Raw genomic sequence first — 19,580 nt, 5'->3', positions numbered from 1 at the left:
GGCTCAGCGGGCGGTCTTCAGCAGACGCGTCAGCGTCGGCTCGATGGCCTGCGCCAGTTGCTTGTAGCCGCGCTCGCTGAGGTGCAGGAAGTCGGGCATCACGTCCGGGGACAGCGTGCCGTCGGCGTTCGTCAGCGAGGCGCCGACGTCGAGGAAATGGATCACCTGTCCGTCGGCGAAGTCCCGGATGATGGCGTTGACCTGGTTGTTGATCGCGCGTGCACGGCCGTCGGGCCTGGCATCGCGCGGGAAGATCGCCAGCAGCAGGATCCGGGTCGAGGGCTGCCGCATGCGGATCTCGGTGATCAGGCGGCGCACGCCGGCGGCGGTCACGGCGGGCACGTCCTGGCGGTCGCCGGTGTTATTGGTGCCGATCATCAGCACGGTGACCTTCGGCGCGATGCCGTCGATCTCGCCATGTTGAAGACGCCACAGCACGTTCTCGGTGTGGTCGCCGCCGAAGCCCAGGTTCAGCGCGTCGTAGCGGGCGAAGTACTCGGCCCAGACCGCCTTGCCGGCGTCCTCCCATCCCTGCGTGATCGAGTCGCCGATGAAGACGACCTCCGGGCTCCTGCCGCTCTCGCGCAGCGCGCGGACCGCGGCCAGCTTCTGCTCATGACGCGGCATCCACCAGTCCAGCGCCCAGGCCTGCATCAGCGGCGACGGGGTCAGCGACTCGGTGCGGTAGTCCGCGCAGACCGCGTTGGCCTGTCCGCGCCGCACGAAACGGACGTTGGCGATCGACAGCTCGCCGCTGCCGCTGGCTTCGACGGAGAAGGGCTGCCGCACCCGGCTGAAGTCGTCGCCGTCGCGATGGAAACACGACAGCGAGAACGACAGCCGCTGCCAGCCCTTGCCCTCCAGCGCGCGCCCGGGCATCAGGTAGTTGACCTTGCGTTCGCAGCCGTCGCCGCAGCCCAGCTTGAAGCCGAGACCGGCCTGGGACAGCGCCTTGACGTTGATGTCGAACTCCAGGGTGCCGTGCGCCAGATAGGGGCGCAGATCGACGGGCGGACCGCCGTCGATGCGCAGGTTGGCGAACCATGCTTCCTGCCACGTCATCGTGACGGCGTCGCGCGCACCGTCCTTGGCACTGCGGCGGGCCGAGACCCGGCTCGCCTCGACCTGGGGCTTGGCGGGCTTGGGGACCTCGGCGCGATCGCCGGTCAGCGGCGCGCTGAGCTCGAAGTCGGCGATCGTCCACTGATGGCCCGGCAGCGGCTGGTCGACGAAGACACGCAACTCGTCGACCGCGCCGGCCGGGGGCGCGTCGGCGGCGAGCGCGGCCGGCACGACGCCGGACAAGGTCGCGGTGGAGAGGAGGGCGGCGGTCATGGTGAACTTGGACATGGGCGGGACTGTGGGAAGAGCGGGTTCATCGGATCGGGCGGAGCTCGCCGTCGAGGCGGCGGGTGTCTCCGGGCTTGAGCACGACCGTCGCGTGTCGGTCTCCGGCGCGCACGACGACGCGGCGCGTGGCCGCGAAGCCGTCGCGGGCGGCGCGCAGCGTCACCGCCGTCACGCGGCCCGCGGACCACGCAAGATCGACCTCGACGCCGCCGCGGGCGCGCAGTCCCGTCGCGCGGCCGTCGGGCCAGGCCGAGGGCAGGGCGGGCAGCAACTGGAGCTCGCCGTCCTGCGACTGCAGCAGCATCTCGAGCACCGCGGCCGTGTAGCCAAAGTTGCCGTCGATCTGGAACGGCGGATGCGCGTCCAGCAGATTGGGATAGGTGCCGCCGGCGTTGTTGGATTCGGTGCCGGGACCGGCCTGCAATGCGGCGCGGGCGCCGGGTGTCGCGAGCAGGCCGCGCAGCATGCGGTAGGCCTGATCGCCGTCGCCGAGCCGTGCCCGGAACGCCATCTTCCAGGCCATCGACCAGCCGGTTCCCGCGTCGCCGCGGGCCTCCAGCGTGCGGCGCGCGGCGGCCGCCCAGGCCGGCGTGCGCGCGGGCGAGATCTGCCGGCCCGGGAAGAGCGCGAACAGGTGCGACACGTGGCGGTGCGTGTCGCCCGGCGTGTCGAGCACCGGATCGCGCTTCTCGTCCAGCCATTCGAGCAACTGGCCCCAACTGCCCACCTGCGGACCCGCGAGCCGGTCCCGCAGCGCGGCCACGTGACCGCGCCAGGCCCGCTCGCCGCCGAGCGCGTCGGCCGCGGCGACGGCGTTGTTGAACAGGTCCCACAGGATCTGCTGGTCGTAGCTGACGCCGTCCTCGACCGGACCGTGCTCCGGCGACCAGCCCATCGGCGCGACCAGCCGGCCGTCGGGCAGCGCCACGAGCTGGTCTTCCCAGAACGCGACGACCTCCTTCATCAGCGGCAGCGTGACCTCGCGCAGGAAGCGCGGGTCGCCGCCGAAGGCATAGTGCTCCCAGAAGTGCTGCAGGTACCAGGCGTTGCCGGTCTTGTTCCAGAGGTAGCCCATGCCGCCGAACGGATTCGATTCCGTGCGCACGGTCCAGCCGCGGACCGGTCGGCCCTGCGCGGTCAGGAAACGCGCTTCGGGCGGGCGGACCTCGCCGGCATGCGCGCCGATGGGAATCGGCTCGCGGGAGACGACGGCGCCGGTCGCGGTCGTGCCGCCTGATGTCGATGTCGATGTCGATGTCGATGCTGAAGCTGAAGCTGATGCTGATGCTCGCGCCGCGACCTCGGCGATCGCCCGGCGGTACATCGGGATCTGGCTTCGCACGAAGTCGAGGAAGGGGCGCGCCATCTCCGCCAGGTTGGCCGTCTCCGCTGGCCAGTAGTTCATCTGGACGTTGATGTTGGTGTGGTAGTCCGAATTCCAGGGCGGCGTGAGACTGTCGTTCCACAGGCCCTGCAGATTGGCGGGCAGCGAGTCGCGCGAGCTGGCGATCAGCAGGTAGCGGCCGTACTGCGCGTGCAGCGCCTCGAGCTCCGGATCGCGGCCCTCGGTGGTGTAGCGGCGCAGGCGCTCGCCGGTCGGCAGCGCGCGGCGCTCGTCGTCGCTGCGGCCGAGGTTCAACGCCAGCCGGGCGAAGAAGCGGCGGTGGTCCGCGATGTGCCGCTCGAGCAGCGTGGCCCACGGCTGCGCGGCGGCCGCATCGAGCTGCGCGACGACGCGCGGCAGCGGATCGATGCCGCTGTCGAACGCCTTCGAGGCGTCGGGCAGGTAGCTGGTGCCGGCGGCCAGCACGATCGTCAGGGCATCGCAATCGTTGAAGACGAGCCGGTCGCCCTCGACACGCACCGTGCCGCCTTCCGCGGTGAGGCGCACCTGCGCGGCGTAGCGCATGCGGTTGGCGGTGGGCGGCTGGTCGCCGGGCCGGCCGTCGGGGCCGGGCGGCGCATACCCGGCGAGCGAGCCCGTCGTCGTCAGCCGCGTGCCATGGGCGCCGTCCACGATCAGGCGCGCGCCGTGGCGGTCGGTCAGCGCGAGGCTGCCGCTGTACTGGCCGCCGCGATCGGCGCTCAGGCGCAGCAAGATCGCCTGCGCGGGATGGCTCGCGAACGTCTCGCGGGTGAAGCGCACGCCGCCCCGCGTGTAGCTGACGCGATGGACGGCGTTGCCGATGTCGAGCTCGCGTCGATAGTCCTGGACGCCGCTGTCGTGCCCGGGCAGCGACAGGATCAGGTCGCCGAAGGGCTGGTAGGCGCCCATCGATCGGCTGTCACCAGTCCACAGCGTGTTCTCGTTGAACTGGATCCGGTCGCGCGCGAGGCCGCCGAAGAGCATCGCGCCGAGTCGTCCATTGCCGATGGGCAAGGCCTGACGCTCCCAGCCGTCCGGCGTGTCGGGCGCGGGCGAACGTTCGAACAGGCGCAGGTCGGCCGGCGCCGCGGCCGCAGTCTCGGTCGCCGCCGCCGCCGCCGCCGCCGCCGATGCTGATGCCATCGGTGCGATGACTGCACCGATCACGGTCACGGCCGCGATCAGCAGCCGCGCGGAGACGCGGCCTGCGAAGGAGGCGGCGCGCCGTTCGCTCACGCCGAGGCCCTCGGCTTGCCGACGACCACGCCGCGTCCGTGGGGCGCCAGGAACACGGTGCCGTGCTCCAGCGGATCGGCGGCCATCGAGAGCAGACGTCCGTAGCGGTGCAGGTCGTCGCCGATGCGGACAAAGCTCCGGCCCTCATCGTCGCTGCGGAACAGGCCCTCGAGCGGCGAGGCGCCGCCCACCGACACCCGTCCCCAGACGTAGATCGCGTGGTACGCCGCGCCCGCCGCGCTCTTGCCCAGCGCCATCATCCAGGCCTCGGCGACCGGCTTGATCGTCTGCATCGGTTGATCGACGGCGGGCAGATGGAAGAGGCCGTTGGGCAGCGCGAACCACAGGTCGCGGCCGCGGCCCGGCGCGCACACCAGCTGCGCGTCCTGCCAGTCGCCGACCTTCGGCAGCCCGTCGACCGCGGGCTGGAAGCGCTGGCCGCCGTCGGTGCTCATCAGCACGCGGCCCTGCGCGCGGTCGAGCACGTAGAACACGCCTTCGACCGCGCGGTCCGCGATCGGTGCGAGCAGCGGGCTGCGATCGTCGGGCCATCCCTCGCTGCGCGACCAGCTGCGTCCCTTGTCCCTGGACCACATCGCCGGTTGCCGTTCCGGCGCCCACACGAGGAAGCCGCCCTTGGCGCTGACGGCGACCAGGCCCGTCGGCGCGCGATGGCCCCGCGCGTCCGCCGCCTGCCTCGGCGACGGCCCGAACGGGCGCCAGTTCAGGCCGCCGTCGACGGACACGTAGCCGCCGGTCGGCGCGTGGTCCGAGGTGCGCGCCAGCACGCGCGGCTCGAGCTGCGCGGCGTCGATCGAGCGGTTGGTCTCGTTGCTCGGCGAGAACAGTCCCGCCGACGGGTTCTTCGCCAGGTCGTCCCAGGCCGCGCCGGACACGTCGCCCATCGCGGCGAGCAGCGTCGCGCCGCCGGACGGGCTCTTGATCTCGAGCGTCGCGGTTTCCTCGATGTTCTCGACCTCGAAACGCCATTCGACCCGGCCGGCCGGCGTGCGCGTGGCCGCGGCCAGGGTGTCGGTCATCCACACGCCGTAGCCCGTGCCGTAGATCGCGCGGCTGCCGTCGTGGGGATCGAGCTTCACGTCGGCGATCCAGTGGCCCATCGGATCCGGCCGTCGCGTCGCGCGCTTGTAATCGGCGAGCCAGGGGCGCGACGCCACGTCGTGCGTCGAGCGCGCGCCGATCGCGGTCCAGCTCGCGCCGCCGTCCTCGCTGAGGAAGAGATCGTCGCCGTCGACCCAGCGCTCGATCGTCGAGACGATCAGACGTCCCGGCCGCGCGCGGTCGACATCGAGACCGGAGTAGCCGAAGCCCTGCAGGCCCTGGCCGGGCTTGACCGGCGTGATCTCGGTCCAGACGGCGCGGCCGCCGCGCGATTCGCGCTTCCAGACGCCGCCACGCGACGCGTAGCCGGGGTTGACCGCCTGTCCCGCGTCGCCGCCCGCGAAGCTCACGTAGAGCACGCCGTCGGGTCCCATCGCCGCGTGCTGCGGCGCCAGCGCCGGTGTGCCGGGTTCGCGGGCGAAGCTGCGTCCGCCATCGTCCGAGACGTAGAGCCCCGGCTGGTCGTGGCTGCCCGCGTAGATCCGCGACGCCGCCTGGCCGGCCGCGCCGCTGGCCGCGTCGATCAGCACCAGCGACACATGCCGCGCCGGCAACGCCAGCGGCTGGAAACTGCGGCCGCGGTCCGTGCTCTTGAGCAGGCCGTCCTGCGAGCTGCCGAGGTAGAGCACCTCGCCGACCCAGGGATCGACCTGCAGGCGTTCGCCGCTGCCGCGGCCGGGCGAGTTGCCGCCGATCTTGAGGCCGAGCCCGAGCGGGTGCGTCGTCCAGGTGCGGCCCCGGTCGCTGGAGGCGAGCAGCGCGCCGTCGCGCACGTCCTTGGACAGGTAGAGGCCGCAGGCCAGGTAGACGCGGTCCGGATCGTTCGGGTCGACCGCGACGCTCAGCACGCCCATCAGATCGGCGTCGGCCTTGTCGAGGTGGTCCAGCAGCGGCCACCAGCGCCGCGCCTTCGGATCGAACCGGTAGGCGCCGCCGATGTCGGTGCGGCAGTAGAGCAGTCCGGCCTCGCGCGGATGGAAGACGAAGCCGTCGACGAAGCCGCCGCCGCCGAAGGGCACGCTGCGCCAGTCGTAGGGCACGGCGGACGGCACGGCGGAAGCGCCGGTGGCGGCGAGCGCGCCGGAAAGGGCGCCGGAGAAGGCGGCGGGAAGAGGCCCCGCGATGGCGCCGCCGAGCGCGGCGAGACCGGCGGTGCGGGAGATGAAGCGGCGGCGTTGCATGCGCGATGTCTCGGGGTTGTGTGTCCGGTCAGCGGCCGATCAATGGGGGCCGGTCAATAGCGGCCGAGCTTGACGCGCAGCACCGTCGGCGTCGCGGTCAGGTTGAGGCCCCAGTCGACCTGGTCGCCGTTCCAGTTGCGGGTGGTGATCCAGCGGCCGTCCGGGCCGAAGCGGCCCTCCTGCGCGTGGACCAGCATCGTGCCCAGACCCTTGAAGGCGGCGTCGGGCTCGAAACGCAGCCGCGCGCGCTGGCCGGTGACGATGAACTCGTCGTCGCCGATCTGCGCGATGGCGACGCCGCCGCCGGGTCTGGCGGCCGAGGGCGGCGCATCGTCCTTGAGCTGCGGCCAGCTGCGTTCGCCGAACTGCCATTCGCCGAAGCTGATCCGGGCCGTCCAGCCCTTCAGCGCGAGGGTCTGGGGCTGGCGGTCGTCGCCTTCGGCCACGCCGTGCGTGCGGCCTTCCAGCGCCCATTGCGCCCACTGCGAGGCCATCGGCGCGAAGCTGCCGTAGACCGCGGCGATCGGCGCCGTCATGCGCGCGTCGGTGTACGGCGACCCCAGCGGGTAGTTGCTGTAGTCCGCGTAGTCGACGCCGAAGGGCGCGATCCCGATCGCGCCGCGGCCCAGGATCGCGTAGTGGTAGCGGGCGTAGGTCTCGGCGTTGCCGATCTCCGGCACCCACAGCGCGTTGTCGCGTCGCTGGAACTGCGTGAGGACCGCCTCGACCTTGGCCGACTCCGGCATGTAGATGTCGGGGCCGACGATGTCGATCTTCGGCGCGGCCGCCTTGTAGAGGCCGAGCACGTCGTAGGTCGGCCCGCCGCTGGCGAAGTCCGACTTCCACGGCGCCATCGGCGTCAGCGGGTCGCGCAGGGCGTTGTTGACATACATCGGCAGGTCGTAGGCCCGGCGGCCGGCCTCGGCGATCTCGCCGATGTAGCGCGCGATCGCCCAGCTGTGGAAGTACTGGTCGGCGTAGTCGCCGTAGACCTCCGTCCAGGAGCCCCGGGGCTTTCGACCCGCGCCGGCCACCGGCTTCTGCAGCCGCAGCACGTCCGCCGGCACGTCGGCGGCGAAAGCCCGGTTGGCCGCCGCGCCGTGGTCGCGCACCAGGCCGTAGGTGCCGACCTCGTTCTGCACCTGGACCAGGATCACGGTGCGCGTCGCCTCGTCCACCTGCTTGAGGTGCGTCATCAGCGCGACGAAGGCACGCTTGTCCGCGGCCAGGGTGTCCGCGCCGAGGGGCGACAGGCAGTAGCTCGGCTTCCCCTGCGCATCGAGCATGCGAGGGAAGCGCGCATTGTTCAGCTTGACCCACGCCGGCGCGTATTGCGGGCTGGTGTTCTTCCAGCTGGCGAACCACAGCAGCACCACGCGCAGCTGACGCTCGCGGGCTTGCGCCAGCAGCGTGTCGACGAAGGAGAAATCGAAGCGGCCCTCGGTCGGCTCGACCTGTTCCCAGGCCACCGGCACGACGACGGTGTTGGCCTTGGCGTCGGCGACCGCCGGCCACACGCGCTCGAGCGCCGGCGCCGAGTTGCTGGAGTTGTGCACCTGCGCGCCGAGGATCAGGAACGGCTTGCCGTCCACGAGCAGCGCATGGCGGCCGTCGCGCTCGACCAGGCGCGGCAGCTCCGCCGCCAGCGCGGCGCCGCCGCAGACGGCCGCGAGGGCGCCGATCACGGCGGCAACCACGGCCAGCGCCAGCCCGGAGGAAGGCGCCGGCGCGGCGGTCGGGCGAGGGCGTGCGGTCATCGGAGACATTCCTTTCCTGCAAGGGCCCGTCCGGACGCGGGGGGCGCCGCGGACGGGCGGGGAACAAGGGACCAAGGACGGGGTCGGGTCTTGCGGCGCCCGGCCTCAGAAGCTCATCCGCGCCGTCACCGTGTAGCGGCGGCCGGTGTCGAACCAGGCGCGGCCCACGGTGCCGATCTGCTGCTGCATCAGCTGCTTGTAGGTCGCGTTGGTGAGGTTCTGCGCCTCGACGCCGAAGGTCACGTGCTCGCTGAACTTGTAGTACACGCCGGCATCGAGCTGCCCGTACGAATCGGCCCACACCGGCAGCCCCCAGGCCACGTTGGTCTGGCCCTGGGTCGGGCTGGCCGGGTTGGTGTCCAGCCCGTCGCCGCCTTGCGTACCGTTGACGTTGACCGCCTGCAGGTACTTCGAACGCCAGCTGTAGGCCAGTCGCGCCGAGATGTCGCCGCGGTCGTACAGCAGGGCCAGGTTGTAGGCGTTCTTCGACAGGTTCTGCAGCGGCAGGTTGCCGAAGGTCCGGCCGTCCGTGTCGCAGCCGTTCAGGTTGAGGTTCAGGTTGCCCGCGGAGTTGCCGCCCGAGCAGTAGGCCTGCGACACCGGGTCGTAGAGCTTGGTCTTGCTGTCGACGAAGGTGTAGTTGGCCTGGATGCCGAAGCCCGACAGCCAGCCGGGCAGCTTGTCGAAATAGGTCTGGAACGCGACCTCGAAACCGGAGGCGCGGCCCTTGGCGCCGTTGATCGGGCCGGTGGTGATGAAGTTCTGCAGCTGGCCCGAGGCGTCGGGGATCTGCTTGACGAAGGTCTGGTTGAGGATGATGTCGCGCAGCTGCTTGTGGAAGGCGCCGAAGGTCAGCGAGCCCGTGCGGTCGAAGTACCACTCGGCCGTGAGGTCGCCCTGCGTCGACTTGATCGGCTTGAGCATCGGGTTGCCCGAGGCGGTGCCGGTCTGCGTCACATTGCTCACGACGGTCTGGCCGTTCACCGTCGTCGAGGTGAAGTCCTGCGACAGCGTCGTGTAGGCCTGCAGCTGGCTGAAGTCCGGCCGCGAGATGCCCTTGCCCAGCGCGAAGCGGAACTGCAGCTTCTCGCTGGCCTTCAGGCGCAGGTTCAGGCTGGGCAGCGCATCGGTGTAGTTGTTCTGGAAGTTGCCGGCCTCCGAGAAGTTCGGGATCACCGGCACCGGCACGCCGGTGGCGCCCGCCGGCACCTGCTTGCCGGAGAAGACGGTGTAGCCGCTGGCGCGCGACTCGGTGCGCACCACCCGCAGGCCGACATTGCCGTCGACCGGGTACTTCCAGTCGTCCATGGCGAAGCGCAGTTGCGCGAACGCGGCCTGCGTGCGCTCGCGCTGGTCGTTGGTGCCCGCCGGATCGGTGCCGAAGGAGGCCGGGGTCCACGGCGCGCAGGCCGAGGCGTCGCCGCCGTGCTGCTCGGCGCACAGGATGTCGTGGTACTTGTGCAGCGCGGCGTAGCTGTCCGGATAGCCGGACGTGGTGTTGACCGTCGGGAAGATCAGCGACGGCACCGAGGCCTTGCCGCTGAAGAAGTTGTTGAAGTTGTGGACGTAGGTGTTCTGGCTGAAGCGCGGGTCGTTCAGGAAGGCCAGGTGGTTGATGTCCCAGCCGATCTGCCACGGCTGCGTGATCGGCGACCAGTTGTAGCCCGGCACCGTGTTGGTGGTGGTGGCGTCGCGCTCGGTGAAGCGCACGCCGAAGCGCAGGTCCTGCAGGAAGCCGTCCTCGAACTTGTAGCGCGCATCGCCCTTCCACGCCTTCTCGGTGGCCTTGGACTTGTCCTTGTGCTCCATCGTGAAGGCCCAGTAGTACTGGGACGGATCGGCCAGCGCGGCCCGTTGCGCATCGCTGAAGATCAGCTGGGGCCGGCCGCTGCGCAGGTCGACCGTCTCTTCGGGCAACTGCACGCCGGTGGCCACCGTGGAGTCGAAGCTGTCGGTGGTGGCGCGGATGTATTGCAGGTCCGACGAGAAGGACCAGCGCTCATTGGCGCGCCAGTTCAGCTTCCAGGCCAGGTCCTGCGTTTCGGAGTTGCGGTAGGCGCTGCGCGTGTCGGCGCCGAAGTTGATGCCCGAGCCGTCGCTGTTGCGCAGCGTGCCGTACAGGAACTGGCCGTTGTCGCCGAACTCGCCGTTGCTGACCTTCAGCTTGTACGGGTCGGATTGGGCGAACAGGGCGCGCTCGTCCCATTGCATGCGGTACTTGCTGCGGAAGTAGGTGACGTTCGTGTCCACGTCGTCCTTCTTCCACTGCAGCGCGCCGTACAGGCCTTCGCGCTTGCGGTCGAACTCCAGCGTGCGCCACTGCGATCCCTTGGGCACCCACAGCGTGGTGCCGGCGGGCTGGCCGTCGACGGCGTCCGAGCGCGGGTAGTAGGGCTCGACCTGGAAGGCGTCGGTGCGCGTGCCGCTGCGCGAGCTGGCGATGTTGATCAGCGCGCCGAACTCGCCCAGGTCCGTCTTCCAGCGGTTGCTGACCATGCCCGACAGGCTGGGCGAGGACTTCTCCTTCAGGTCCGAATACGTCGTCTGGACCGACAACGCTGTCTTGAGGCCGGAGAAATCAAAGGGCAGGGCCGTGCGCAGGTTCACGAGACCCCCGATGGCGCCTTCGATCTGCTCGGCGGAGGGGTTCTTGTAGACGTCGACCGCGGCCATCAGCTCGGGCGGCACGTCCTCGAAGTTGAGCGAGCGTCCGCCGTTGGCGGAGAAGGAATCGCGGCCGTTCATCTCGGAGCGGACGTAGGTCAGCCCGCGGACCGAGATGCCCGAGCCTTCGACCGAGAAGTGCTCCGGGTCGTTCTTGGCCATGGTGCGATCCATGGTGACGCCGACGATGCGCTGCAGCACCTCGGTGACCGACCGGTCGGGCAGCTTGCCGATGTCGTCGGCGACGATGGAGTCGACGATCTCGTCCGAGTTCTGCTTGATCTTCTGCGCCGAGCTCAGCGCGGCGCGCTTGCCGGTGACGACGACGGTCTCGATCTGGCGGGCGGATTCCGGTTTCGCGTCGGAGGCCGCGGAGGCGGCAGGGGCGGGCGCCGTCGGCGCGGTCTGCGCGACAGCGATGCCGGCGGCCAGGCCGCCGAGGAGGACGGCCGCCTGCGCGGCGGCGAGGGACACGGGTGTCCGCTGGCAAGTGCTCATGATGTTGTCTCCAATGTTCTGGGTGGGTCCGCTCTGTCGGCGTGACCTCATGCGGGAGGGCGTACTGCTCGGGATCGGGGAGGGAAATCGGGAACGGGCCGCCTGCCCGGTCAACATCGCGGCCGGGAGGGGATCGGGGAGAAGGGCGTGTGCATCGCGACCTCTGGGGAACAGCAGGCCGACGTCAGCCGATGAAGCGGTTGACGAGGTTTTCGAGGAACTCCTGCCGCCCGGATCGCGGCGCGACATCGGTGTTGCGGGTCAGCACGCGATCGGCCAGCTGATCCAGGGGGATGCGGCCGTCGAGCATCGCGCGCGCTTCGGGCGCCTCCCAGCCAGCGTAGCGCTGGGCGAGGTGGCGCGCCAGACCGCCGTCGAGGATCATCTGCTCGGCCACCAGCAGCGCGCGGGCGCAGGCATCCATGCCGCCGATGTGGCCGTGGAAGAGGTCTTCGGCGTCGATCGACTGGCGGCGCACCTTGGCGTCGAAGTTGAAGCCGCCGGCGCCCAGGCCGCCGGCCTGCAGGATGTGATAGATCGCCAGCGCCAGCTCGGGCACGTTGTTGGGGAACTGGTCGGTGTCCCAGCCCAGCTGCGGGTCGCCGCGGTTCATGTCGATGCTGCCGAGGATGCCCAGCGCCGAGGCGGTGGCGATCTCGTGCTCGAAGCTGTGGCCCGACAGCGTGGCGTGATTGGCCTCGATGTTGACCTTGACCTCCTTCTCCAGACCGTAGCGGGTCAGGAAGCCGTAGACGGTGGCGGTGTCGAAGTCGTACTGGTGCTTGGCCGGTTCGCGCGGCTTGGGTTCGAGCAGGATCGTGCCCTGGAAGCCCTTGCGGTGCTTGTACTCGACGACCATGGACAGGAAGCGGCCCATCTGGTCGAACTCGCGGCCCATGTCGGTGTTGAGCAGGGTCTCGTAGCCTTCGCGGCCGCCCCACAGCACGTAGTTCTCGCCGCCCAGGCGCATGGTGGCGTCCATGGCGTCGCGCACCTGCAGCGCGGCCAGGCCGAAGATCTCCGGATCCGGATTGGTCGCGGCGCCGGCCATGAAGCGGCGATGGCTGAACAGGTTGGCGGTGCCCCACAACAGCTTCATGCCGGTGCGCTGCTGATGCTCGCCGAGCACGTCGACCAGGCGCAGCAGGTTGTCGTGGCTTTCCTTGGGCGTGGCGCCTTCGGGCGCGACGTCGCGGTCGTGGAAGCAGTAGTACGGCGCGCCGAGTTTCTGGAAGAACTCGAAGGCGGCATCGGCCTTCTGGCGCGCGAGCTCCATCGGCGAGCCGCCCTGGAACCAGGGGCGTTCGAAGGTGCCGCCGCCGAACGGATCCAGGCCGGTCCAGCAGAAGCTGTGCCAGTAGCAGGCGGCGAAACGCAGATGCTCCGCCATGGTCTTGCCCAGGACGACGCGGTCCTTGTCGTAGTGGCGGAAGGCGAGCACCTGATCGGTGTCGGGGCCTTGGTAGCGGATCGGGTCGATGTGCGAGAAGTAGCTGGTCATGGAGCACCTGCGGGTCGATGTGGCAAGGGCCGGCGCCAGGCCGTCGGGGCCGGGCGCGGGGCGGAGTCGGTGGATCAGGCGGGCCGCAAGGGCAGCGACGGATAAAGCGCGCGGAACACCTGGAGTCGTCCGGCGAGCTGCTCCCGGCGCGCGGGCGAGGGCGTGCAGCGCTCGATGACGGGCGGCGGGGGACAGGACTCGTCGATGCCGTCGCCGGCGGCCATGCGGCCCAGGCGCGCGGCGCCCAGCGCCCCGCCGGCATCGGCATCGGCGTGGCGGACGATCTCGACGTCGAGCACGTCCGCGATCAGCTGCGCCCAGAAGCCGCTGCGGGCGCCGCCGCCGACGATGGACAGCCGCGACACCTCGGTGCCCGCGGCGCGCAAGGCGGCCAGGCCGTCGGCCAGGCCGAAGGCGACGCCCTCCAGCACCGCATAGCCGGCATGGGCGCGCCGGGTGTCGTGCGTCAGGCCGTGGAAGGATCCCGTCGCGAAGGGATCGTTGTGGGGCGTGCGTTCGCCGGCGAGATAGGGCAGGAACAGCGGCGCCTTGGCCAGGTCCGCGGGGTCCAGCGCCTCGATCTCCTCAAGCAGCGCCGCCTCGTTCGTGCCGCAGAGCTGGCAGAACCAGCGCAGCGCGCTGGCCGCGCTCAGCATCACGCTCATCTGGTGCCAGCGCTGCGGCAGCGCATGGCAGAACGCGTGGACCGCCGAGGCGGGATTTGGTCGGAATCGATCGTTGACGACGAACAGCACGCCCGAGGTCCCCATCGACACGAAGCCGAGCCCCGGCGCCGTGGCGCCGATCCCGATCGCGCTGGCGGCGTTGTCGCCCGCGCCGCCGGCGACGACGATGTCGCCCGCCACGCCCCAGGCGTCGGCAAGCTCGGCGCGCAGCACCCCCGAGGGCGCGTTGCTCTCGACCAGCCGCGGCATGTGGGCGCGCGTCAGGCCGGTGGCGGCGAGCAGTTCATCGGACCAGTCGCGACGCGCGACGTCCAGCCACAGCGTGCCGGAGGCATCCGACGGGTCGCTGACCTTGTCGCCGGTCAGCAGCAGGCGCAGGTAGTCCTTGGGCAGCAGGACGCTGCGGGTGCGGTCGAAGATCTCCGGCTCATGCTTGCGCACCCACAGCAGCTTGGGCGCGGTGAAGCCGGGCATCGCCAGGTTGCCGGCGATCTCATGCAGGCCGGGCGCGGCGGCGCTCAGTTCGTCGCACTCGGCATGGCTGCGGCCGTCGTTCCAGAGGATGGCCGGGCGCAGCACGCGGTCCTGCGCGTCCAGCAGCACGGCCCCATGCATCTGACCGGACAACCCGATCCCGCGCAGGCGCGCGAACGCCGCGGGCGCCGTCGCGCGCAGGTGCCCGACCGCGGCGACCAGGGCGCTCGACCAGTCGGCGGGATCCTGCTCGGACCACAGCGGCTCGGGCCGCGACACGGTCAGCGGCGAGGCGGCGCGACCGACCACGGCACCCGCCGCGTCGATCAGCAGCAGCTTGAGGTCGGACGTCCCGAGGTCGATGCCCAGGAAGGTCGGGCCGGACGTCACAGCGAGGTCTCCTCGCCTTCGCTCTCCGCCGGCGTCGTGGCGCTCGCACGCGCGCCGCCGCCGGCCAGCGGCAGCTGGGGCCGGGTGACGCGATAGCGGGCCAGCGCCGCAGCGCCGGCCGCGACAGCGTCGGCGCCGAAACGGGAGGTGCGCACCGGCGTCGGCGCGAGACCGGCGGCCCCGGCGTACTCGTTGAGCGTGGTCAGCGCGGGATCGAGGAAGGCGTCGCCCAACTCCACCACGCTGCCGCCGAGCACGATGCAGGCGGGGTCGTAGGCGGTGGCCAGATTCTGGAGCAGCACGCCCAGGTAGCGCCCCGCGGACTCGACCGCCTTGGCCGTCTTGCGGTCGCCGTCGATCAGGCGCCCGCGGATGTCGGGGAGCGAATGCGGGCCGGGCTCCTCGGCCTCGCCGGGACGCAGCATCGCGCGCATCCCGATCAGCGCCTCGGCGCAGCCGCGCCGGCCGCAGGAGCACAACGGGCCGTCGATCTGCAGGATCATGTGCCCGACCTCGCCGGCGAAGCCCCTGGCGCCGGTCAGCAGCCGGTCGCCGACGATCACGCCCGCGCCCACGCCCTGGTTGATCGACACATACAGCAGCGGGTCGACGGGGGCGCCGGCGTTGAATTCCATCTCGCCGAGCGCCGCGACGTCGGCCTCGTTCTGCAGGAAGAGGGGGATGCCGGACAGCGGGCCGCCGTCGAGCTTCTCCGCCAGCAACTGACCCACCGCCACGTCATGCCAGCCGAGGTTGGGCGCGAAGTGCAGCACGCCGCGTTCCTCGTCCACGCCGCCGGGCAGTCCCACGCCGATGCCGATGATCTGCTGCGACGCATCCAGTTGCGCGCGGACCTTGGCGAGCACCGTCGCCAGCACGCCGATGCAGGCCTTGGCGCTGCGGCTCGCGCCGAAACCCGAGACGGCCCGGGCGCACACCTCGCCGGTCAGCGTGGTGGCCACGACGCGCACGCCGTCGATGCCGACTTCGGCCCCGAGCAGCAGCAGGTGGTCCGGGCTGATGAACAGCGGGGTGGGGCGGCGGCCGAGATCGCCGGTGGCGACGACGCTGCTCTCCATCAGCCATCCTTCGGCGATCAGCTCGCGCACGAGGCTGGTGATCGTCGACTTCGTCAGGCCGATGTCCGTGGCGAGATCGGCGCGCGACAGCCCGGGATGCGCGCACAGGTGGCGGACCAGGGCCATCCGGTTGATGGACTTCAACAGTTGCTGGCCACCGCTGGTGTCGGCTTGCATGCGCGTCGTCTCCTGCTTGTCTTGTTGTAGGTGGTCCGCGCTCATCGCGCGTCCATGGGATTCATATTAGTTGGGGCGATGAACTAATAAATAGGAGGAAAACACCTAGGCCCCGTGAGGCCGAGCCAGGATTACTTGCGCTTGTTGTAGACGTCGATGAACACGGCCGCCAGCAGGACCAGACCCTTGATCACCTGCTGGTAGTCGATGCCCACGCCGAGGATGGACATGCCGTTGTTCATCACGCCCATCACGAACGCGCCGATGACCGCGCCCATGATCTTGCCGACGCCGCCCGAGGCCGAGGCGCCGCCGACGAAGCACGCGGCGATCACGTCCAGCTCGAAGCCCAGGCCGGCCTTGGGCGTGGCCGTGTTGAGCCGCGCGGCGAAGACCAGTCCGGCCAGCGCCGCCAGCGCGCCCATGTTCACGAAGGTCAGGAAAGCGATGCGCTGCGTGCGCACGCCCGACAGCCGCGCCGCCTTCTCGTTGCCGCCCACGGCGTAGACGCGGCGTCCCAGCGTCGTCCGCGTCGCGACGAAGTCGTAGAGCAGCGTCAGCACGACCATCACCACCATCACCGTGGGCAGCCCCTTGTAGGACGCCATCAGCCAGCTCATCGCGCCGATCGCGCCCGTCAGCAGCGCCTGGCGGAACCAGAAGATGAGGCCGGGCTCGGTCTCCATGCCGTGGCTGCGCGCGGCCGCGCGGTGCCGCCAGGTGACCGTCAGCGAGACCGCCGCCAGGAACAGCCCCAGGCCCAGCGTCGTGGGCCGCGGGTCCTCCTGGCCGAAGAGCTCGGGCAGGAAGCCCCCGCTCAATGCCTGGAAGCCGTCGGGGAAGGGCCCCAGCGACTGCCCCTGCAGCAGGGCCAGCGCCAGCCCCTTGAACACCAGCATGCCCGCCAGCGTCACGATGAAGGACGGAATGCCCAGGTAGGCGACGAACCAGCCCTGCGCCGCCCCGATCGCGGCGCCGGCCGCCAGACAGGCCAGTCCCGCGGGGAAGGCCCCCCATCCGTGCTGCACCATCAGCACCGCCGCCAGCGCCCCGATGAAGCCGCACACGGAGCCCACCGACAGGTCGATGTGTCCCGCCACGATCACCAGCAGCATGCCCAGCGCCATGATGACGATGTAGCTGTTCTGCAGCACCAGGTTGGTCAGGTTCAGCGGCTCGAGCAGCGTGCCGTCGGTGAGCACCTCGAAGAGGGTCATGATCGCCAGCAGCGACAGCAGCATGCCGTAGTCGCGCAGGTGGCGCTTGAGGAAGTGGGCGATGCCGGCCGGCTGGGCCAGGGGATGGGCCGGCGGCGTCACGGCCGCCGCGATCGGTTCAGACATGAGCGCTCTCTCCGGCGCCCACGATGGCGCCCATGATCATTTCCTGGGTGGTGCCGGCGGCGGGGAACTCCGCCACCATGCGACCTTCGTTCATCACATACAGGCGGTCGCACAGGCCCAGCAGTTCCGGCATCTCCGAGGAGATCAGCAGGATCCCGCAGCCTTGCGCGGCCAGGCCGGCGATCAGGCTGTAGATCTCGAACTTGGCGCCGACGTCGATGCCGCGCGTGGGCTCGTCCAGGATCAGCAGGCGGGGCTGCGAGAACAGCCACTTGGCCAGCACCACCTTCTGCTGGTTGCCGCCCGACAGGTGCATGACGCGCTGGTCCACGCCCGCGCAGCGCGTGGCCAGTTGCCGGCGGAAGTCCTGCGCCACCTCGTGCTCGCGCGGCGCGTCCAGCACGCCGGCGCGCGAGACGCCGCGCAGATGCGCCAGCGAGGTGTTGACGGCGATGGATTCGTCCAGCAGCAGGCCGAGCGACTTGCGGTCCTCGGTCACGTACGCGAGCCCGGCGGCGATCGCCTTGGGCACCGTGGACAGGTCGACCTCGCGCCCGTCCAGACGCGCGCGGCCGCTGATGCGCCGGCCGTAGCTGCGGCCGAAGACGCTCATCGCCAGCTCCGTGCGGCCGGCCCCCATCAGCCCGGCGATCCCGACGATCTCGCCGCGGCGCACCGTCAGGTCCACGCCCTTCACCACCTCGCGCCCCGCCTGCACCGGATGGAAGGCGCGCCAGCCCTCGAGCTCGAACAGCAGCTCCCCGATCGCGGGCGTGCGGCGCGGATAGCGGTCCGCCAGGTCGCGGCCGACCATGGCCTGGATGATCCGGGATTCGCTGAGCGGCTCGGCGGCGCAGTCCACGCTCAGGATCGAGCGTCCGTCGCGCAGCACCGTGAGGCCGTCCGCCACGCGCGTGACCTCCTTGAGCTTGTGCGAGATCAGGATGCAGGCGATGCCTTGGGCCCGGAGTTCCAGCAGCAGCGCCAGCAGCGCGTCGCTGTCGGTCTCGTTGAGGCTGGCGGTGGGCTCGTCCAGGATCAGCAGCCGGACCCGCTTGGCCAGCGCCTTGGCGATCTCCACCAGCTGCTGCTGGCCCACGCCCAGCTCGCCCACCGGCGTGTCAGGCGACACGCGCAGGCCGACGCGCGCCAGCAGCGCCACCGCGCGGTCGTGCATCGCCAGGCGGTCGATCACGCCCAGGCGCGCGGGTTCATGGCCCAGGAACAGGTTCTCCGCGATGGAGAGCTGCGGCACCAGCGCCAGCTCCTGGTGGATGATGATGATGCCCAGCCGCTCGCTGTCGGCGATGCCGGCGAAGCGGCGGACCTCGCCCTCAAAGCGCAGTTCGCCGCCGTAGTCGCCGCCGTGGTCGGGGTGCGGGTACACGCCCGAGACCACCTTCATGAGCGTGGACTTGCCGGCGCCGTTCTCGCCGCACAGCGCGTGGATCTCGCCGGCGCGCACGCGCAGCCGGACCTCCGCGAGCGCCGCCACGCCGTGGAAGCGTTTGGTGATGTCGCGCAGCTCCAGCAGCGGGAGGGCGCCCGTGTCCTCGGGGATCGCGTTCATGACGGGGTCCGCACCGCATCAACGCAGCTGCGTGTCCTTGTAGTACGCGCTGTCGACGAGGACCTGCTTCACGTTGGCCGCATCCACCGCGACCGGCTTGAGCAGCACGCTGGGCACGACCTTGACGCCGTTGTTGTAGGTCTTGGTGTCGTTGACGGCGGCGGGCGCCTTGCCCGAGAGCATCTCGTCGCTCACCGTCGCGGCGGCCAGCGCGAGTTGGCGCGTGTCCTTGAAGACGGTGCTGGCCTGTTCGTGCTTGAGGATGGACTTGATCGACGGCAGCTCCGCGTCCTGGCCGCTCACGATCGGGCAGGGCAGCTTGGCCGTGCAGTAGCCGGCGCCCTTGAGCGACGACAGGATGCCGATGCTGATGCCGTCATACGGCGACAGCACCGCGTGCAGCCGGTCCTTGCCGTAGAAGGCCGACAGCAGGTTGTCCATGCGGGCCTGCGCCGTCGACGCGTCCCAGCGCAGCGTGCCGACCTTGGCCATGCCGAACTGCTTGCTGCGCACGACCAGCTTGCCGCTGTCCAGGTAGGGCTTGAGCACCGACATCGCGCCGTCGTAGAAGAACGCGGCGTTGTTGTCGTCGGGCGAGCCGCCGAACAGCTCGACGTTGAACGGGCCCTGGCCCTGCGCCAGCCCGAGCTTGTCGACGATGCTGCGCCCCTGCATCACGCCGACCTGGAAGTTGTCGAAGGTGACGTAGTAGTCGACGTTCTTCGTGCCGCGGATGAGCCGGTCGTAGGCGACCACCTTGATGCCGCGGTCCGCGGCCTTCTGCAGCACCGGCGACAGCGCCGAGCCGTCGATGGGCGCGATCACCAGCACCTTGACCTTGCGGGTGATCAGGTTCTCGATCTGCGCGAGCTGGTTGGGGATGTCGTCTTCGGCGTACTGCAGGTCGGCCTTGTAGCCCTTGGCCTGGAAGGCCTTGACCATGTTCTCGCCGTCGGCGATCCAGCGCGCCGAACTCTTGGTGGGCATCGAGATGCCCACCAGGCCCTTGTCCTCGGCCCGGGCGCCGCCGCCGGCCAGCAGGGACAGCGTCGTGGCGCCCGCCACCAGCAGGGTCCTGGCGAGCGAGGTCCGGCGATTCATACCTGTATGAAACATTGTCGTCTCCTGAATAATTTATGAACGCCGGGCGTTTGTACTGCGACACCGCGGCGTTGTCGATCTCAGT

Annotated in this window: 11 protein-coding genes; all 11 read right to left on the bottom strand. The window is 70.5% G+C overall.

All coding sequences use genetic code 11. From position 1 onward, the window contains the following. Positions 1-3 precede the first annotated feature (3 nt). Positions 4-1,350 (bottom strand): GDSL-type esterase/lipase family protein, encoded by a 1,347-nt coding sequence (locus tag AC07PR_RS01900; protein WP_495134194.1) that lies wholly within the window; start codon positions 1,348-1,350, stop codon positions 4-6. A gap of 25 nt (positions 1,351-1,375) precedes the next feature. Next, positions 1,376-3,859: a glycoside hydrolase family 95 protein gene (locus AC07PR_RS01895; RefSeq protein WP_495134832.1), complete on the bottom strand. Its 2,484-nt coding sequence runs from the start codon at positions 3,857-3,859 to the stop codon at positions 1,376-1,378. Positions 3,860-3,948: 89 nt separating this feature from the next. Continuing rightward, positions 3,949-6,255 carry a hypothetical protein gene (locus AC07PR_RS01890; RefSeq protein ID WP_495134193.1) on the bottom strand — a complete coding sequence of 769 codons (2,307 nt, stop codon included), beginning with the start codon at positions 6,253-6,255 and terminating at the stop codon, positions 3,949-3,951. A gap of 53 nt (positions 6,256-6,308) precedes the next feature. After that, positions 6,309-8,012: a DUF5597 domain-containing protein gene (locus tag AC07PR_RS01885; RefSeq protein WP_495134192.1), complete on the bottom strand. Its 1,704-nt coding sequence runs from the start codon at positions 8,010-8,012 to the stop codon at positions 6,309-6,311. A 105-nt stretch (positions 8,013-8,117) separates the two neighbouring features. Further along, a complete protein-coding gene (locus AC07PR_RS01880; RefSeq protein WP_495134191.1) occupies positions 8,118-11,174 on the bottom strand; it encodes a TonB-dependent receptor in 3,057 nt (1,018 codons plus the stop codon). A gap of 184 nt (positions 11,175-11,358) precedes the next feature. Continuing rightward, entirely contained in the window at positions 11,359-12,675 is a 1,317-nt protein-coding gene (gene xylA / locus AC07PR_RS01875) for a xylose isomerase (RefSeq protein ID WP_495134190.1), read from the bottom strand. Positions 12,676-12,749: 74 nt separating this feature from the next. Next, complete coding sequence (gene xylB / locus AC07PR_RS01870) at positions 12,750-14,225, bottom strand: xylulokinase (protein WP_495134189.1); 1,476 nt, start codon at positions 14,223-14,225, stop codon at positions 12,750-12,752. Further along, on the bottom strand, positions 14,222-15,481 hold the full coding sequence (locus tag AC07PR_RS01865; protein ID WP_431103673.1) for an ROK family protein: 1,260 nt from the start codon (positions 15,479-15,481) through the stop codon (positions 14,222-14,224). The genes xylB and AC07PR_RS01865 overlap by 4 nt, the downstream gene beginning before the upstream one ends. 131 nt (positions 15,482-15,612) lie before the next feature. Then, positions 15,613-16,824 (bottom strand): multiple monosaccharide ABC transporter permease, encoded by a 1,212-nt coding sequence (gene mmsB, locus AC07PR_RS01860; RefSeq protein WP_495134188.1) that lies wholly within the window; start codon positions 16,822-16,824, stop codon positions 15,613-15,615. Then, positions 16,817-18,394 carry an ATP-binding cassette domain-containing protein gene (locus AC07PR_RS01855; RefSeq protein ID WP_377155001.1) on the bottom strand — a complete coding sequence of 526 codons (1,578 nt, stop codon included), beginning with the start codon at positions 18,392-18,394 and terminating at the stop codon, positions 16,817-16,819. Before AC07PR_RS01855 ends, mmsB begins: the two co-directional genes overlap by 8 nt. 18 nt (positions 18,395-18,412) lie before the next feature. Continuing rightward, positions 18,413-19,495 carry a multiple monosaccharide ABC transporter substrate-binding protein gene (gene chvE, locus AC07PR_RS01850; protein ID WP_377161904.1) on the bottom strand — a complete coding sequence of 361 codons (1,083 nt, stop codon included), beginning with the start codon at positions 19,493-19,495 and terminating at the stop codon, positions 18,413-18,415. Between the last annotated feature and the right edge of the window lie 85 nt (positions 19,496-19,580).

Source organism: Roseateles sp. GW821-FHT09H11 (assembly GCF_059415845.1).
This window is presented reverse-complemented; position numbering and strand designations above follow the sequence as displayed.

Coding starts and splice junctions, on each gene's coding strand:
- chvE (WP_377161904.1), bottom strand. CDS start 19,495: ATGAATCGCCGGACCTCGCTCGCCAGGACCCTGCTGGTGGCGGGCGCC.
- AC07PR_RS01865 (WP_431103673.1), bottom strand. CDS start 15,481: ATGCAAGCCGACACCAGCGGTGGCCAGCAACTGTTGAAGTCCATCAAC.
- xylA (WP_495134190.1), bottom strand. CDS start 12,675: ATGACCAGCTACTTCTCGCACATCGACCCGATCCGCTACCAAGGCCCC.
- AC07PR_RS01890 (WP_495134193.1), bottom strand. CDS start 6,255: ATGCAACGCCGCCGCTTCATCTCCCGCACCGCCGGTCTCGCCGCGCTC.
- AC07PR_RS01900 (WP_495134194.1), bottom strand. CDS start 1,350: ATGTCCAAGTTCACCATGACCGCCGCCCTCCTCTCCACCGCGACCTTG.
- AC07PR_RS01895 (WP_495134832.1), bottom strand. CDS start 3,859: ATGGCATCAGCATCGGCGGCGGCGGCGGCGGCGGCGGCGACCGAGACT.
- AC07PR_RS01885 (WP_495134192.1), bottom strand. CDS start 8,012: ATGACCGCACGCCCTCGCCCGACCGCCGCGCCGGCGCCTTCCTCCGGG.
- AC07PR_RS01855 (WP_377155001.1), bottom strand. CDS start 18,394: ATGAACGCGATCCCCGAGGACACGGGCGCCCTCCCGCTGCTGGAGCTG.
- AC07PR_RS01880 (WP_495134191.1), bottom strand. CDS start 11,174: ATGAGCACTTGCCAGCGGACACCCGTGTCCCTCGCCGCCGCGCAGGCG.
- mmsB (WP_495134188.1), bottom strand. CDS start 16,824: ATGTCTGAACCGATCGCGGCGGCCGTGACGCCGCCGGCCCATCCCCTG.